The organism is Paenibacillus sp. 2KB_22 (genome assembly GCF_052115745.1).
GTDB lineage: Bacteria > Bacillota > Bacilli > Paenibacillales > Paenibacillaceae > Paenibacillus.
This window is the reverse complement of record NZ_JBFRHG010000002.1, coordinates 484,339-500,316: the sequence shown is the minus strand read 5'-3', so window position 1 is coordinate 500,316 and position 15,978 is coordinate 484,339. Positions and strand designations below refer to the sequence as shown.

The window sequence follows — 15,978 nt, the reverse complement described above, 5'->3', positions numbered from 1 at the left end:
TAACGAATATAGGAGTTGAAGATTCCCATGTGTTTAATTTTATTTGCTTACAACATGCATCCAAAGTATCCGCTTATATTGGGATCAAATAGGGATGAATTCTATCACAGGCCTACTGCTCAGGTACATTATTGGGAAGAATATCCTCATATATTGGCTGGCCGGGATTTGTCCAAAATGGGAACCTGGATGGGCGTAACAACAGCTGGACGTTTGGCTGCTGTTACGAATTATCGTGATCCGAATGAAGAGGTAAACGCCAAGGGCTCAAGAGGAGATCTGGTTGCTGACTTTTTAAAGGGAACATCCACACCTGAGCAATATATACAACAAGCAGAGCAAAGTCGCAATAATTATCCTGGCTACAACTTGTTAGTGGGGGATCGCGACGACCTCTATTATTATTCGAATGTGGGTAATGTCGTGATGAAGTTGAAACCGGGGATATACGGGATTAGTAATCACTTAATTAATACAGATTGGCCCAAGGTGAAACGTGGCAAAGAAGGGCTGGAGAGTATCATTCAAGGGGAGAACGTGGACGAGGATACTCTCACTGAACAAATATTAAGTTTGCTGCAAATGGCAGATCCTTCAGTGGATGAACTTCTGCCTCATACAGGTGTTCCATTGGAGTGGGAACGTTTGCTTTCTCCCATCTTTGTCAGAAGTGAGAAATTCGATTATGGGACCAGAGCTTCATCCGTTGTTTTGATGAACAGAGAAGAAGTGTTTTTTACGGAGATGGTTCACCAGAACGGAGAGGTAATGGAGCAACGTTTTAACATCAAGCTTCTCAACTGACAGCTGAGAATATGAAACAAATGATGTTCAGAAATATGTATTAAACATGAAGCACTGAAATTAAATCCCACGTTCATATCTCTTTTTTCGGAGTGTCAAAGAGGGCTATTCAATCTTGTGTCAACTAATATAACGCGACATAAATTTTAAGAGAGTACCTTTTGTATAACACGCCCAATTTTAGTTGGGCTCTTTATCTCTTATCACAATTCTATGTTATGAATCATGGAACTTCCCTGAATAGTTTATATAATGTGAATCAACATAACATGATTTTTGCAGCGGTTCGGTTGATTCTAATTTCAGGGGGGCAACGTGGGATGAAAGAAACCAAAAAGATGAGAGTTTTTTCACTGGGGATTCAGCACGTACTCGCGATGTATGCGGGAGCAATTCTGGTACCTTTGCTTGTGGGCAGAGCACTAAATCTGACAGCAGAGCAGTTGGCGTATCTGGTATCCATTGACCTGTTAACGTGTGGGATTGCTACATGGCTTCAGGCTCGGAAAGGAAAGTACCTGGGGATTGGTTTGCCAGCGGTGCTCGGAAGTTCCTTTGTCGCGGTGACACCCATGATTGCGATTGGATCGCAATACGGCATTCCTGCCATATATGGGTCGATCATTGCAGCGGGTTTATTTATCGTCATCTTCGCCGTGTTTTTCAGTAAAATTGTCAAATTGTTTCCACCAGTTGTGATCGGTACAGTGGTAACCATCATCGGTCTTGCGTTAATCCCAACCGGTATTAAAAACATGGCGGGTGGAGCAAACAGCGAGAATTTTGGAAGTTTGGACAATTTGGCTCTTTCATTTGGCGTTTTACTTTTCATTCTGATACTGAATCGATATGCTCGCGGCTTTGTTAAATCCCTGGCTGTTCTCCTTGGTATTATCGTGGGGACCCTCATCGCAGCCTTCATGGGAAAAGTGAATTTTGCCGCTGTACAGGAAGCCTCCTGGTTCCATTTACCCCAACCCTTTTACTTCGGATGGCCTACCTTCGAAATCGGTCCCATTATTACAATGATCATTGTAGGTACGGTTGTCATCATTGAATCAACAGGTGTTTTTATGGCTTTGAGCAAAATCTGTGATCAACCTATTAACGAGAAAGATCTGGCACGCGGATACCGCGCAGAAGGTCTCGCGTTTGTCCTGGGCGGTATTTTCAATGCTTTTCCATACAATACATTTGCACAGAATGTCGGTTTGGTTCAGCTCTCGAAGGTGAAAACGACCAATGTCGTGGTTGCAGCTGGAGGTATTCTGGTCTTTCTGGGACTCATTCCAAAGGTAGCTGCTTTTGCAACCATTATTCCAAGTGCTGTCCTCGGAGGAGCGACGGTTGTCCTGTTTGGAATGGTCGTCTCATCCGGAATCAAAATGCTGCAAAACGTCGATTTTGGCAAACAATCCAATCTGTTGATCGTGGCTTGCTCCGTTTCTCTTGGACTTGGCGTTACCGCTGTACCCGATCTGTTTGCCCAGCTTCCTCAAAGTATTCGCATCATTGTTAGCGATGGTATCATCACAGGAAGCCTGTCAGCGATCCTGCTCAATGTCTTCTTTAACCTCGGTTTCAAAAAAGAAAGCTTGCCTGTACAACCCGTACAGGTTCAGGAAGCACATACGTAATTCTTGTAATAACATACATGTCATCGCGTAAACGGAACAGATCCAAGAAGGTTTCTCTGGGAAGTGGAATGAAAGGAAATGACTCCACCTGGCCAAGAAACTTCTTGGATTTTTTTGCGCGAAACCAACAATGTGGTGGTTCCCTTATCAAAGTGACTATTCATGAGGAATGCAAAAGGAATGCAAATATGCTAAAGTTTCATCAAGAACATTTTATATGTTCGTTTAAGTCAACAACCTCTTGAATTGAATTTCCATGCGACTACATAAATGAGCATCGGTTTACAAGGCTAAAATAAAACCTGGGGATAATCCCTTGGGTACAGAAAAGGAGTTGTGAGCATCATGCAACAAGCGAAGTCAAACAAAGGCTGGAATTTGGACAATAGTTATGCGCAGTTACCGCAACCCTTTTTTACACGTCAGGGCGCAGTGCCTGTTGAATCACCAAAGCTAATCATTTTCAATAGACTGCTTGCCTCCAGCTTGGGACTGGATGTGGAGTCTCTTGACAGTGATGAAGGAGCGCAAATTTTTGCAGGTAACCTGGTTCCGGAAGGAGCCGAGCCTTTAGCTCAGGCCTACGCAGGACATCAATTCGGCAATTTTAACATGCTTGGTGATGGAAGGGCTTTGCTGCTGGGAGAACAGATTACGCCACAGGGCGAGCGAGTGGATATCCAGCTGAAAGGTTCAGGAAGAACACCCTACTCCCGTGGAGGGGATGGACGAGCTGCTGTTGGACCCATGTTGCGTGAGTATATCATTAGTGAAGCGATGAATGCACTGGGTATTCCAACGACTCGCAGTCTGGCGGTGGTGGCTACAGGAGAAAATATTATTCGCGAAACAGAACGACCTGGGGCTATCTTGACTCGTGTGGCATCCAGTCACATCCGAGTAGCAACCTTCCAGTACGCAGCCAGATGGGGGTCTGTTGAAGATCTTCGGGCGTTGGCTGATTACACGTTGCATCGACATTTTCCTGAGGTTGCTCAAGCTGAAAATCGTTATCTTCTGCTCCTTCAGGAAGTGATTAAGCGGCAGGCGGCTCTCATTGCCCAGTGGCAGCGAGTTGGTTTCATTCATGGCGTGATGAACACAGATAACATGGCCATTAGTGGTGAGACCATTGATTATGGTCCATGCGCCTTTATGGATGCTTACAATCCTTCGACCGTATTTAGCTCCATTGACAGACAAGGTCGCTATGCTTATGGCAATCAACCGTATATTGCCGGTTGGAATTTAGCTCGATTTGCCGAGACGCTTCTGCCGCTGTTGCACGAAGATGAAGAGCAGGCGGTGCAACTCGCGCAGGATGCTATCGCACAATTCTCTGAATTGTACCATCATCACTGGCTCAAGGGGATGCGTTCCAAACTGGGCTTGTTGGATGAAGAGGCCGAAGATGAAGCCTTGGTCAAGGATCTATTTGAACTCATGGAGAAGCATAGTGCAGATTACACCAATACGTTCCTGGCTTTGACCTTTGACACATTGGAAGGAACAGCTTGGTTTGGCACGTCAGAATTTGCTGAATGGCATGAGCGCAGGCAAGCAAGATTAGACAGACAGCAAGGTGAGAAGGAAGTCTCTAAGCAGTTGATGAGAACGAGCAATCCAGCGGTCATTCCCCGTAATCATCGGGTCGAGGAAGCCCTTGAGCGAGCAGAGAATCATGGGGATCTTAGCGTAATGGAGAAGCTTTTGGATGTACTTTCAGATCCGTTCGCGCATTCACCTGAACAGGCTGAATATGCTGAACTACCTGCGCAATGCAATACTTCGTATCAGACTTTTTGTGGGACCTGATTGAACAGTATGGATGAGGAGGCTGCCTTTGGCAGCTTTTTCATTTCCATTCTGTCATCGACGTTAGAATCCAACACATTGAGGTTGAATTCGGAGAATGTCATGCAATAATTAGATAAGTAGAGATTTACTTCTATATAGGCAGGTGCATTCATGTCCAACATGTTAAGCAAACAACAATTGGCAGATATCCTTTTACAGCTTTTAGAGCGAACAACTTTCCGCAGGGAACAGATGCAGAACTATGTTAACCGCTTATTTGAGACCTTTAAATGGGATGGTGTACCCTATGTTGAGAATGGAAAAGATTCGTATATCGTTCGAATATATGAACGTGGTCTCGTCTCGTTAGAGAAAAGGGTAAAAAAGTCGGATGAAGTCATCTATTGGCTGCTGGAGGATATTATTTTCACCGAAACGCATGTAGGGTTGTTGGAAAGACATGGTGTAGATAATAAACATACGCATTTGAACTATACAGATGAAATCATGAAGGAACTGAACAGGGGTGTTCAGGAAGCTTTCCAGCAGATCGGTGATCCCTATTTACATTGGTATCAGACGGGGAAACGTCAGGAGTTAGAGAGCTTGGAATAAGGAAAAGTGAGGTGTGTTACATGAGCGAGCAAGATATAAATGATATTTGGTATGAGTATGCTGTTTTATTTGTTGAAAAAAAGAATGAATCTGAACAGGGCTGGGCTTCGTTGACTTCGAACGAGCAGGACATTGCTGCTTTATGGCTGTTAGAGGCGGATGTCTTTAATGGCGGTTTTATACAGTTTTTCTGTAACTGGGGTGAAGAGGTATATCGTTACGCGTTGCGGGCATTACATATTATTGGTGCGACTCAAGTCGTGGAGATTATAACCTCAGCATACGGATGCATTGAGCATTTGAAAGAGGACGAAAGGCTTACTGGATTATGGGACATTCCTAAATTACTGACAAAGGAACAAGAGCACCAGTTAGATGAGCTGGATCGGCAATTTTGGAATAATGAGGATCAGATCGCGGAGAAAGCCTATGGTTATTATCACGGAAAATTGAACATGATGATTATATAATCTGGTTTTAACTAAGCATCGGTTGTACTGTCTAAGGATTGCATACTTGGTCTTGCAATGACTGAAACGTTCGGCTATACTTGCTATAAATTGAATACATGAATTACGTTGATAGAGCGCAGTAGCGGCTTTGTCCCTGTTACAGAAAGTCAGGGGTTGATGGAACCTGATACATACAAGGGCTGCGAATTACACTCTGGAGTACTTGGGTAATGCCAAGCGGATAGGCAAACGATATATTGCCAAAAGTGGTATGGATAGCGTGTTAAGGTTACGTGTTATCCATGCAATTTGGGTGGTACCACGGTTATGATAATCGTCCCTGTGTCTAATGAAGACAAGGAGGCGATTTTTTTGTGTCCAAAAAAGCCGTTCCAGCGTGTTATTTCGTAATTCAACGTAGATCATGACTGAATTTTGAGGATAGAAAAGGGGTTATACAAATGAATATTATTGATGAACTACAGTGGCGTGACGCCATTAACCAGCAGACGGATGCTGAGGGATTACGTGAATTGACTGAAACAAAGTCCGTTTCTTTGTACTGCGGTGTTGACCCAACGGGAGATAGCATGCATATTGGACATCTAATTCCCTTCATGATGCTGAAACGTTTTCAACTGGCAGGACATCGTCCAGTCATTTTGATCGGTGGAGCAACAGGCACGATTGGTGATCCAAGTGGTCGTCAGGCAGAGCGGTCTTTGCAAACGATGGAGCAAGTGCAGGAGAATGTGGATGCACTGACAGCGCAGATGAAGAAGTTGTTTGTAACAGACGGGGATAATCAGGTTCGCATGGTGAATAACTACGATTGGACACACAAAATCAACGTCATTGAATTTTTGCGTGACTACGGCAAAAACTTTAACCTTAACACAATGCTGGCTAAGGATGTAGTGGCGAGCAGACTGGAAGGCGGAATCTCGTTCACGGAGTTCTCCTACCAGATTCTTCAATCACTCGACTACCTGCACCTATTCCAGAACGAAGACGTACAGCTTCAAATCGGCGGTTCCGATCAATGGGGTAATATCACGAGTGGTCTTGATCTGATTCGTAAAAAAGAAGGATCTGAAGCGAAGGCGTACGGTCTGACCATTCCGCTCATGCTCAAATCCGACGGAACCAAATTTGGTAAAACAGCTGGCGGCTCAGTCTGGCTTGATCCGAACAAAACGACACCATTCGAATTCTACCAGTTCTGGGCGAATACAGAAGATCGTGATGTGATCAAATACTTGAAATACTTTACCTTCCTGAGCAAAGAAGAAATTGAAGCTTTGGCTGAAAAGGTAGAGACAGAGCCGCACAGACGTGAAGCACAGAAAGCACTTGCGGAAGAAATGACAAAATTCGTTCACGGCGAAGAAATGCTTGAACAGGCTAAGCGTATTACAGCTGCGCTGTTCAGTGGTGATATCCGTTCTCTGACGGCAGATGAAATCGAGCAGGGCTTCAAGGAAATGCCAACATTTGAAACGGACGGCGAAGCCAAAAATATCGTGGACTGGCTCGTAGATCTGGGTCTGGAGCCATCCAAGCGCCAGGCGCGTGAGGATGTCACCAAAGGTGCGATTTCCATGAATGGTGAGAAAATCACGGAGCTTGAATTCACGGTGTCTGCAGAGCATGCCATTGGCGGTAAATTCATCATTATCCGTAAAGGTAAAAAGAATTACAGCCTGGTTAAACTTCAATCCTAGTACAACTACAGAAACAAAAAGACCGTCTTCCATCTCTGTCAGGCGACAGAGCGGAGACGGTCTTTTGTATATCAGGTCATTGCTTGACCTATTTTATTGATTAACAATCGCTGTGATTTCTTCATCCAGATCAAGTCGTACGTTCTCACGGTACGCCCGAATGTTGTATTCACTGTGCAGGTAACGAAGAATCGCTTCAATCATATTGGACTCCACCAGATATTGACTACGGCCTTGAATCCAAACTTCAGCGGAATAACCTGTATCTTCTTCCCAGCTCAGTTCTACGTTTACATCGGTTGGACGTACACCCTTACGTTCTGCCATATGAATACAGATTGCATTCACAATTTCATCCATGCTCAGAACCATAGAGATTAGTACCGTCCGTTTCTGTTACGGTCATCATCACGATCATTGCGGCGGTCATAACGGCCATCCGCTGCAGGTTTACGACGATTGGAGATGGCTCTGAAGAGTGCCATAGCCAGCATAACAATCAACATGATGGCTGCAACGTTCACGAGCAATCCAAGGATGTTACCCAGGGCGCCCATGCCACCGAACAATCCGCCGAACATCATACCAGCAAGACCACCAAGCATCATGCCTTTCATGAATCCGCCGCCACCGCCGAAGAATCCACCACCACGAGTTGCAGCTGCACCAGTACCGGAGTTATTACCGGAATTGGATTGATTCACGTTGCTGTTGGAGTCGGATTTTTTAGGTGTGTTGGTATAACTTTTTGTACCGGATTTGAATCCGCCACCACGTCTTGCATCCGCAGAATCCGGATTCGTTACTCCCACTGTTGCGAACAATAATGTAAAGGCCATAAATACCATCATTAGATGTTTAACTCCGAATTTTTTCTTCATTGTAAAGATCGTAACCCCCCGATTAATTTGTTTGATTCGCCCAAAATTGGGCCTTACTCAAGTAATACGGTTAACGTACAGGAACGTTTCAAATTTTATTAAATTTCTGAAACGCTTGGACTGGGGTCTTGGATTGCAGCTTGACCGTCAAGCAATTGGGTAACCCAATGGCACCATTCCAGACCTGTTTGCGCATGCATTAATCCTTTTTGTACCAGGATGTAGCTTCCAAAATCTCGATTGCCTACACGAAGATTATCCAGAGGTATACGTGACTTCAGATCCTCGAAGTACCGTATACGTTCCATAAACCAGCTTTTACGCTCATTCAGAATGCGTCTCATGCTTCCGTCTTCCGCTATGCCAACACACAAAATACGCAAATTAAATTCATCGCGTGTAACCGGTGCGGTAACAGGAGTGATCATCCATTCCAAGAGCTTTTCAATGCCTTTTTCCGTAACCGCGTACATTTTCTTATCCGGTTTGTCAGACTGTTGTACCCAGCGGGAGGCCAATAACTCATCGTTTTCCATCTTGGACAGGAGTGGGTAGATCTGGCTGTGTTTTGCCTGCCAATGCGGCTGGATTTTCAGCATTAGATCATAGCCCGATGACTCCTCGCGGGTAAGCAGCCCGAGTAATCCGTAGGAAAGTATGTTCATGCACATGTCTCCTTAATATTAGGGCTAGGTCAGAGAAAACAATTGATTTCACTTTCTTTGACCGCTTTCATAAAAGTGTACACTGAAACTGTATGGTTTGACAACCAGATAGAGCAACCGCCTTAATTTAGACAAAAAAAGTGCGAACCATAAGGTCCGCACTCCAAACCATTTAGAGAGATGCCTGTTGTCCATACCCTTCAGCGACAAGATTAAGCTCACCTGTGGCAGAATCGATAACCATGCCGTGAACGGGTACATTGGGAGGAAGTAATGGATGCTTCTTGATCACTTCCACAGTTCCTTTTACCCCTTCTTCAACACTGTCAAACCCGCGCAGCCACTTTTTCAGACGAATGCCGGAATTTTCAAGCGTAGACATGACCTCTTCGGAAATTCCACGTTCTGTCATGTGACCGATCATCGTTTCAGCATGCAGGGAAGCCATACCACATTCTGTATGACCTACCACCAACACCTCATCAGCGCCCAATTCATAGATAGCAACCAATACAGAACGCATAACACTACCAAAAGGTTGAGAGATAATCGCACCTGCGTTTTTGATGATTTTCACATCACCGTTTTTCAGGTTCATAGCCTTGGGCAGCATTTCCACCAGACGTGTATCCATACAAGTGATGATAACCATCTTTTTAGTTGGAAACTTGCCAGCCGTATACTTTTCGTATTCTTTAGTCTCGACAAATGATTTGTTGTAAGCCAAAATCTCTTGAATGTTATTCATGTCCATTGCCTCCTGTTATCCAATACGACGAGCACGGCCACTTGCAATTGATGCAGCTTGTCCTACGCGCCTTTGCGTTAATAGTATATCACGGTCAGCAAATGGCATTACTCCAACCTTTTAGAGGTTGTTCAAAAAGTCCACTTTTGATTACAAATCATGCTTGAGGGCATCATCAGCATCGAAGTTAAAATACATTTCTATCTTCTCGGTAATGAAAACCAGACTTTTGGAACACGTATCTTGAGGAGGATAATGCGATTTGCCTCTGTTAAAAGTTGATTATACTCAATAGGAAAAGTATCATCAATAGGTGAATAAACTTTTTTTGAAGAGGTGAACGATAACAATGGATAAACAAACACAGGAACATTTGGAATCTTTCCGTAATCTGGCTCGTAAAATCAAGAGCTATCATGAAGCCATTGGTTTGCTTCACTGGGATCTGCGCACAGGTGCGCCGAAAAAAGGCGTTCCGACTCGTTCGGAGACGCTGGGTATGTTGTCCACCGAAGCATTCAAGCTGCAAACCTCGGCTGACATGAAAACCTACCTGGATGCATTGACTACTCCAGCGGTATTGGAACAACTCGAAGATATAGATCGTCGTCTGGTTCAAGATTGCAAGAAAGAGTATGATCGCAGTCAATCCGTACCACCAGAGAAAGTCCAAGCCTATACCGTGCTCACAGCCAAATCCGAAACCGCTTGGGAAGATGCCAAGCATAACAGTGATTTTGCTGGGTTCTCCCCATATCTGACAGATATCGTTAAGCTCAAACAGGAGTTTATTGATTATTGGGGTGTAAAGGATACGCGTTATGATACGCTGCTTGATATGTACGAACCGGATCTGACCGTTGAGAAAGTGGATGCTGTTTTTGCCCGGCTCAAAGCACGTTTGGTACCTTTGCAAGAGAAGATTAATGCTTCGGACAACAAGCCTAATACAGAGTTCCTGAATCAGTTGTTTGACACCGAACAGCAGGAGAAGTTCAGTCTGTTCATCTTGGAACAAATGGGCTATGACTTTGAAGCTGGACGATTGGACGAGAGTGTTCATCCTTTTGCAACGGGCCTTAACCCGGGTGATGTGCGGATCACAACACATTATCTGCAAGATGATGTAGCAAGCGCAGTCTTCAGTTCACTGCATGAGGGAGGACATGCCCTGTACGAGCAAAATATTGATGACAGTCTGGCGGGTACCCTTCTGGCCGAAGGAACGTCCATGGGGATTCATGAGTCCCAGTCCCGTCTTTGGGAAAACATGATTGGTCGCAGTCTGCCATTCTGGACACGCTACTACAAAGATCTGCAGCAGCATTTCCCGCAACTGAGCGAGGTTGAACTGGAAGATTTCTATCGTGCAATCAACCGGGTGGAGAGTTCACTCATTCGGATTGAAGCGGATGAACTGACCTATAACCTGCACATTATTATCCGATATGAGATTGAAAAAATGTTATTTAACGATGGTTTAGAAGTGAAGGACCTGCCAGAGACCTGGAATGCAAAATACAAGGAATACCTCGGTATTATGCCAACGAATGATGGAGACGGCGTCCTTCAGGATGTTCACTGGTCCGGTGGCGACTTTGGTTACTTTGCTTCGTATTCTCTGGGTAATATGTATGCAGCTCAAATTCTACATACATTGCGTAAGGAAATGCCGGAGTTTGATACCCTTATTGCTGCAGGTAATCTGATTCCAATTAAGGAATGGCTCACAGACAAGATCTACCGGTATGGTAAAAGTCGCACACCTTCCGAATTAATCGTTGCTGTAACGGGTGAAGAATTGAACCCGGATTATCTTGCTGATTATCTGGAAGCCAAATACGCCGAGATTTACAAGCTGTAGGTATCGCATATATAACATATTGAATAACATTTTGAAGAGCGGAAGAGTCGGGCATCATTGCCCGGCTCTTTTTTGCATTTAAGTTCTTAACCTTTTGCTGGGCATCGGCATATCCATAATAGAGAGAAACTGCTGAAACCAGTGAAGGAGGGAAACAACATGAAATACACGCCATGGTTCGTCCGGGGCATCGTTATTCTGCTGATTATCATTGTGGCGCTCACCAGCTGTAATAAGGAAGAGAATGCAGCCAAGATTACGATTGGCGAAGTGACTCGTTCGGTATTTTACGCACCGGAGTATGTGGCCGTGGCCCAAGGTTTTTTTGAGGAGCAGGGACTTGAGGTGGAGATTCAGACAACTGCCGGCGGTGACAAAACGATGGCGGCATTACTCGCAGGTTCGGTGGATATCGCCCTGGTAGGAGCGGAGACGTCCATATACGTCTATCAGCAGGGAGCTGAAGATCCGGTCATTAACTTTGCTCAGCTCACCCAGACGGATGGTACGTTTCTGTTCGCACGCAACCCGGGAGGTAGCTTCGATTGGGAGCAACTGAGGGATTCCACATTTCTCGGACAGCGCAAAGGCGGCATGCCGCAAATGGCAGGGGAGTTCGCACTGAACAAACAGGGCATTGATCCGCAAAGTGATCTGGAGTTGATTCAGAATGTGGACTTTGCCAACATTGCGTCTGCTTTCGCCTCAGGCACGGGAGATTATGTTCAACTGTTTGAACCCCAGGCATCGATCTTTGAACAAGAAGGTCGGGGCAAGGTTGTTGCATCGTTTGGAACAGAAAGTGGTCGTCTGCCTTACACGGTCTTCATGACGAAACAGAGTTATCTTAACGACAACAAGGATATCGTGCAGAAGTTTACGTATGGTCTGCATAAAGCGCAAGAGTGGGTAGATTCACATACGGCTGAAGAGGTTGCAGAAGTCATTACTCCTTTCTTCAAAGACATCGATCCAGCCATTCTGGTCAGCAGTGTAAACCGTTATAAGGAACAGGGCAGCTATGCTACGGACCCGATCATTGATGAGGAAGAGTGGAACAATCTGCTGGATGTCATGAGTGCTGCGGGAGAGTTGAAAGAACGCGTGGATTTGAATGCAATTGTGGATAATGCCTATGCGGAAGAAGCCACGAAATCAAAGTAATGGGTATTCAGGAAAGGAAGTGAGCAGAATGCCTGAATCCGAAAGTGTGATCCGACTGGAGGGGATCTCTCAAGTATACGTCAGTGAGCGGGAAGCTTCATTGGTGATTGAGGACTTGAGTCTGGAGATCCAAAAAGGAGAGTTCGTCAGTCTGGTTGGACCGAGCGGATGCGGTAAAACGACACTGTTGTCGATCATCGCCGGGCTGCTCACACCCACCCGAGGAGAGGTTAAGGTTAAAGGGAAACTCGTTGGCGGTCCCTCATCACAGATTGGTTATATGCTTCAACAGGACTATCTGTTTCCATGGCGGACCATTCTCGATAACGCATTGATCGGTCTTGAACTGACAGGCAGATTGGATGAACGGAGTCGTGAACGTGTACGGGAACTGCTGATAAGTATGGGCTTGGCCGGAACAGAGAATCAGTACCCTTCAGAGCTTTCAGGGGGCATGAGACAGCGAGTGGCTCTGGTGCGCACGCTGGCAACCGATCCGGGAATTTTATTGTTGGATGAACCATTCTCGGCACTGGATTATCAAACCAAGCTGCAACTGGAGGATCTGGTGTCGGATACGTTAAAACAGTTTGGCAAAACCTCTGTACTCGTCACCCATGATTTGTCTGAAGCCATTGCGGTCAGTGATCGCGTGATTGTACTTGATCGCAATCCTGGGCGCATTCGTCGTGAATTTATCATTCCCGATGAAATTCGGAAGGCTCAGCCATTCCATGCCAGGGAGCAAGAAGGGTTCAATGAGCTGTTTCAGGCATTATGGAGTGAACTGGATTAGCCCGGGGGAGGTGAGAAAGACGCGTGAATCAAACGAATCCGAAGCAGGAAAAGCGTGACGAATGGATGGGACAGCTGCATCGGAATCATATTCAGCAGGTGGCCAGATGGCGACATCAAGTGCTTGCCGTACAGTTATCTATGCTTGTATGTATGTTCTTGTTATGGGAAGTGGCGGGCAGACTCCGTTGGATCGATGTACTGTTATTCAGTTATCCAAGCAAGATATTTGCTCAGATTGGCAAGGACATCGCTAGTGGCGAATTATGGGTGCATGTTGGGGTAACCGTAGGGGAAACGGCCGTTGGTTTTTTGCTGGGAACACTTGTTGGAACCTTGCTTGCGGTTTTAATTTGGTGGTCTCCTTTTTTGTCCAAAGTGCTGGACCCCTATATGGTTGTGTTCAACAGCATGCCAAAGGTAGCACTTGGCCCGATCTTTATTGTTATGTTTGGCGCTGGTTTTACAGCCATTGTTATGACTACGTTGTCCATCACGGTCATTATTACGACACTGGTGGTGTATAACAGCTTCAATGAAGTGGATCCCAATTATATTAAAGTGATTCGTACCTTTGGTGGAGAACGTTCCGAGATTTTTACGAAAGTTGTTTTGCCAGCTTCTTTTCCGGCGATTGTATCCACTTTGAAGGTGAACGTGGGCATGGCCTGGGTAGGTGTAATTGTGGGTGAGTTTCTGGTCGCTAAACAAGGGCTCGGTTATTTAATTATCTATGGATTCCAGGTTTTTAACTTCACGCTTGTATTATCGAGTCTGTTAATTATTGCGGCAGTTGCAACAGCCATGTATCAACTTGTTGTCTATGCAGAACGCAAAATGCTGGCTGGCCGCAGGTAATTCCGAAGTGTTTTTCTCGTAATTTGACTGGGTATGATATGTATACAATTTCACAAGGGGTGTCACGTTGCCCGATACCGTAAAATCAAGTACCATATTTAGTATGAATATTCCGCGCAGATCCGGAATGAATGCGATGATTGGAGAAGAGGGCCTTGAGGTTCTGTCGCAACGATCTAACTTGCCAGCGTCCCTCATTCGGGGCGTGTTGCTGTGACCGGCATGCATGCGCATGTCGGTTGATGTCGTCTAGTTTACACTGGGATGAGATATACTAGTCATGACTAATGAATGAGGCGACCAGCTGGCTATGAATTTTTTTTGCAGCTTAGAGGAGATGGAATATTAAATGGGTTTTAGGGTAATTAAAACCGCAATCGCCGCATTAATGGCCGTGCTGATTGCGGACTGGTGCGGCTTGCCAGGACCAACATCTGCGGGATTGCTTGCCATTCTTGGGGTGGATGTAACGAGAAAACGAAGTATTCGTACCATATCGGCGAGGTTCTTTGCTTCAGTAGTCGGACTTTTATTTGCAAGTGTACTTTTTCACTTTCTAGGATTCCATTACTGGGTACTGGCCGTATACATATTGATTGCATTCCCGGTTATTGTCCGGGTGGGCTTCAAGGAAGGTATTGTAACAGGTTCAGTCGTTGTGTTTCGGGTGTTCAGCGGCGGAGAGATGGACGTGAATGTTGTCCTCGTACAAATTGCTTTGTTACTGATTGGTCTTGGTTCTGCAATGGCGGTTAACCTGGCCTATATGCCGGCAGCGGATCCACAGATGCTGCGTATTCGCAAACGAATCGATGAACTCTTTTCGAAGATTTTCAAAGAATTCGCGGCGACGCTGCGTAATCCCAATGAAGCATGGGCGGGTAGAGAACTGATTGAAGCAGATAAAGCGATTTTGGGCGGTATTGATGCTGCCAAGCGTTCTCTGGAAAATCAGGTGATTCATCCGAATGAGGAATGGAGTGTCTACTTCTATATGCGCAAAACGCAGCTGGACTCCATCCAGCACATGATGCATCTGGTGTCCCAGATCTATCAGAAGATGCCACATGCGGAAATGGTATCGGAGCTGTTCGATCAGCTCAGTCAGGATGTACTTACTGAATCCTACACCGGACGAACTGAAAAACTTCTTGCGAATGTGCAAGAAGAATTCAAACGTATGGAACTGCCGGATACAAGGGAAGAATTCGAGATTCGTTCCGCAATTCTCCAGTTGTGCCGTGAACTCGCGCTGTATCTGAAAGTCGCGAAGAAGGACAAAGCACCGTCCCCAATATCGGACCGGTCCCAATCTACAAACGAATAATAGAAAATAGTTGTCACCCTAGACGAATGCCCTGCATACACTTGTAGTGAATGATTGTATGGAGGAGGTTTAAAGATGTCATTGAGTCATAAACATCAATGTAGAGAGATTATCACGAAGGCGATCTGCGGCAAAGGTCGTAAGTTCTCTACCGTAACACATACCGTGACTCCGCCAAATGGTCCGACAAGTATTTTGGGGGCTTGGATTATCAACCACCAATATGAAGCCGTATCAGCGGGTGACGGAATTGAAGTTATTGGTACTTACGATATCAACATTTGGTATTCCTATGACAAGAATTCGCAGACGGATGTAGCCAAAGAAACGGTGTCGTATGTAGAACATGTGCCTTTGTCCTATCTGGACCCGAAACACCGGACTTCCACAGTGGAGGTATCTGCGGATGCAACGCAGGAACCTAGCTGTGTGGAAGCCACAGTATCGGCGGGTGGAAGCAGTGTAATTATCCGGGTAGAACGGGAATTCGCTGTAGAACTCGTTGCCGAAACCAAAGTTTGTGTGAAGGTCTGCACAGATGGTTGCGGTGATTACGAAGACAAGGACTATGAATTTGGCAGTGGCGATGGAGATTATGACGATCTCGATCCCGATCTGCTCGACGATGAGCTGTGAGATTGACTCAA

16 protein-coding genes and 1 other annotated feature are annotated in these 15,978 nt (G+C 45.5%); of the genes, 12 read left to right on the top strand and 4 right to left on the bottom strand.

All coding sequences use genetic code 11. From position 1 onward, the window contains the following. Window positions 1-27 precede the first annotated feature (27 nt). From AB4111_RS13135 to tyrS, 6 genes are all read left to right on the top strand, one after another. The gene (locus AB4111_RS13135; RefSeq protein WP_442031960.1) at window positions 28-804 is read left to right on the top strand and encodes an NRDE family protein; all 777 of its coding nucleotides are present in this window, start codon (window positions 28-30) and stop codon (window positions 802-804) included. 320 nt (window positions 805-1,124) lie between these two features. After that, complete coding sequence (locus AB4111_RS13130; protein ID WP_442031959.1) at window positions 1,125-2,441, top strand: nucleobase:cation symporter-2 family protein; 1,317 nt, start codon at window positions 1,125-1,127, stop codon at window positions 2,439-2,441. Window positions 2,442-2,786: 345 nt separating this feature from the next. Continuing rightward, window positions 2,787-4,256, top strand: a complete 1,470-nt coding sequence (locus AB4111_RS13125; protein ID WP_442031958.1) for a protein adenylyltransferase SelO — start codon at window positions 2,787-2,789, stop codon at window positions 4,254-4,256. 153 nt (window positions 4,257-4,409) lie between these two features. After that, window positions 4,410-4,853, top strand: coding sequence for an Imm63 family immunity protein (locus tag AB4111_RS13120; RefSeq protein WP_442031957.1), 444 nt, complete (start codon window positions 4,410-4,412; stop codon window positions 4,851-4,853). Window positions 4,854-4,873: 20 nt separating this feature from the next. After that, the gene (locus tag AB4111_RS13115; RefSeq protein ID WP_442031956.1) at window positions 4,874-5,323 is read left to right on the top strand and encodes a DMP19 family protein; all 450 of its coding nucleotides are present in this window, start codon (window positions 4,874-4,876) and stop codon (window positions 5,321-5,323) included. Window positions 5,324-5,422: 99 nt separating this feature from the next. Next, window positions 5,423-5,650, top strand: a binding site (T-box leader). A 116-nt stretch (window positions 5,651-5,766) separates the two neighbouring features. Further along, window positions 5,767-7,029, top strand: coding sequence for a tyrosine--tRNA ligase (gene tyrS, locus AB4111_RS13110; RefSeq protein WP_442031955.1), 1,263 nt, complete (start codon window positions 5,767-5,769; stop codon window positions 7,027-7,029). A 93-nt stretch (window positions 7,030-7,122) separates the two neighbouring features. Here tyrS and AB4111_RS13105 read toward each other — a convergent pair whose 3' ends face one another. From AB4111_RS13105 to AB4111_RS13090, 4 genes are all read right to left on the bottom strand, one after another. Beyond that, window positions 7,123-7,401, bottom strand: a complete 279-nt coding sequence (locus AB4111_RS13105; protein ID WP_017687903.1) for a YxcD family protein — start codon at window positions 7,399-7,401, stop codon at window positions 7,123-7,125. Between the two features lie 5 nt (window positions 7,402-7,406). Then, window positions 7,407-7,910, bottom strand: coding sequence for a hypothetical protein (locus AB4111_RS13100; RefSeq protein WP_124116370.1), 504 nt, complete (start codon window positions 7,908-7,910; stop codon window positions 7,407-7,409). Window positions 7,911-8,008: 98 nt separating this feature from the next. Next, window positions 8,009-8,575: a PadR family transcriptional regulator gene (locus AB4111_RS13095; protein ID WP_253437997.1), complete on the bottom strand. Its 567-nt coding sequence runs from the start codon at window positions 8,573-8,575 to the stop codon at window positions 8,009-8,011. Between the two features lie 172 nt (window positions 8,576-8,747). After that, window positions 8,748-9,323 (bottom strand): beta-class carbonic anhydrase, encoded by a 576-nt coding sequence (locus tag AB4111_RS13090; protein WP_253437994.1) that lies wholly within the window; start codon window positions 9,321-9,323, stop codon window positions 8,748-8,750. Window positions 9,324-9,672: 349 nt separating this feature from the next. Here AB4111_RS13090 and AB4111_RS13085 point away from each other — a divergent pair, with 349 nt between their 5' ends. The 6 genes from AB4111_RS13085 to AB4111_RS13060 all read left to right on the top strand — a co-directional run bounded on the left by AB4111_RS13085 (window position 9,673) and on the right by AB4111_RS13060 (window position 15,967). Then, complete coding sequence (locus tag AB4111_RS13085; protein ID WP_442031954.1) at window positions 9,673-11,187, top strand: carboxypeptidase M32; 1,515 nt, start codon at window positions 9,673-9,675, stop codon at window positions 11,185-11,187. Window positions 11,188-11,346: 159 nt separating this feature from the next. Then, window positions 11,347-12,351 (top strand): ABC transporter substrate-binding protein, encoded by a 1,005-nt coding sequence (locus AB4111_RS13080; RefSeq protein ID WP_442031953.1) that lies wholly within the window; start codon window positions 11,347-11,349, stop codon window positions 12,349-12,351. Between the two features lie 28 nt (window positions 12,352-12,379). Continuing rightward, the gene (locus AB4111_RS13075; protein WP_442031952.1) at window positions 12,380-13,147 is read left to right on the top strand and encodes an ABC transporter ATP-binding protein; all 768 of its coding nucleotides are present in this window, start codon (window positions 12,380-12,382) and stop codon (window positions 13,145-13,147) included. A gap of 65 nt (window positions 13,148-13,212) precedes the next feature. After that, window positions 13,213-14,004 carry an ABC transporter permease gene (locus AB4111_RS13070; protein WP_442032763.1) on the top strand — a complete coding sequence of 264 codons (792 nt, stop codon included), beginning with the start codon at window positions 13,213-13,215 and terminating at the stop codon, window positions 14,002-14,004. Between the two features lie 349 nt (window positions 14,005-14,353). Next, window positions 14,354-15,331, top strand: coding sequence for an aromatic acid exporter family protein (locus AB4111_RS13065; RefSeq protein ID WP_124116373.1), 978 nt, complete (start codon window positions 14,354-14,356; stop codon window positions 15,329-15,331). A gap of 75 nt (window positions 15,332-15,406) precedes the next feature. After that, window positions 15,407-15,967, top strand: coding sequence for an outer spore coat protein CotE (locus tag AB4111_RS13060; RefSeq protein ID WP_339234691.1), 561 nt, complete (start codon window positions 15,407-15,409; stop codon window positions 15,965-15,967). Window positions 15,968-15,978: the final 11 nt, after the last annotated feature.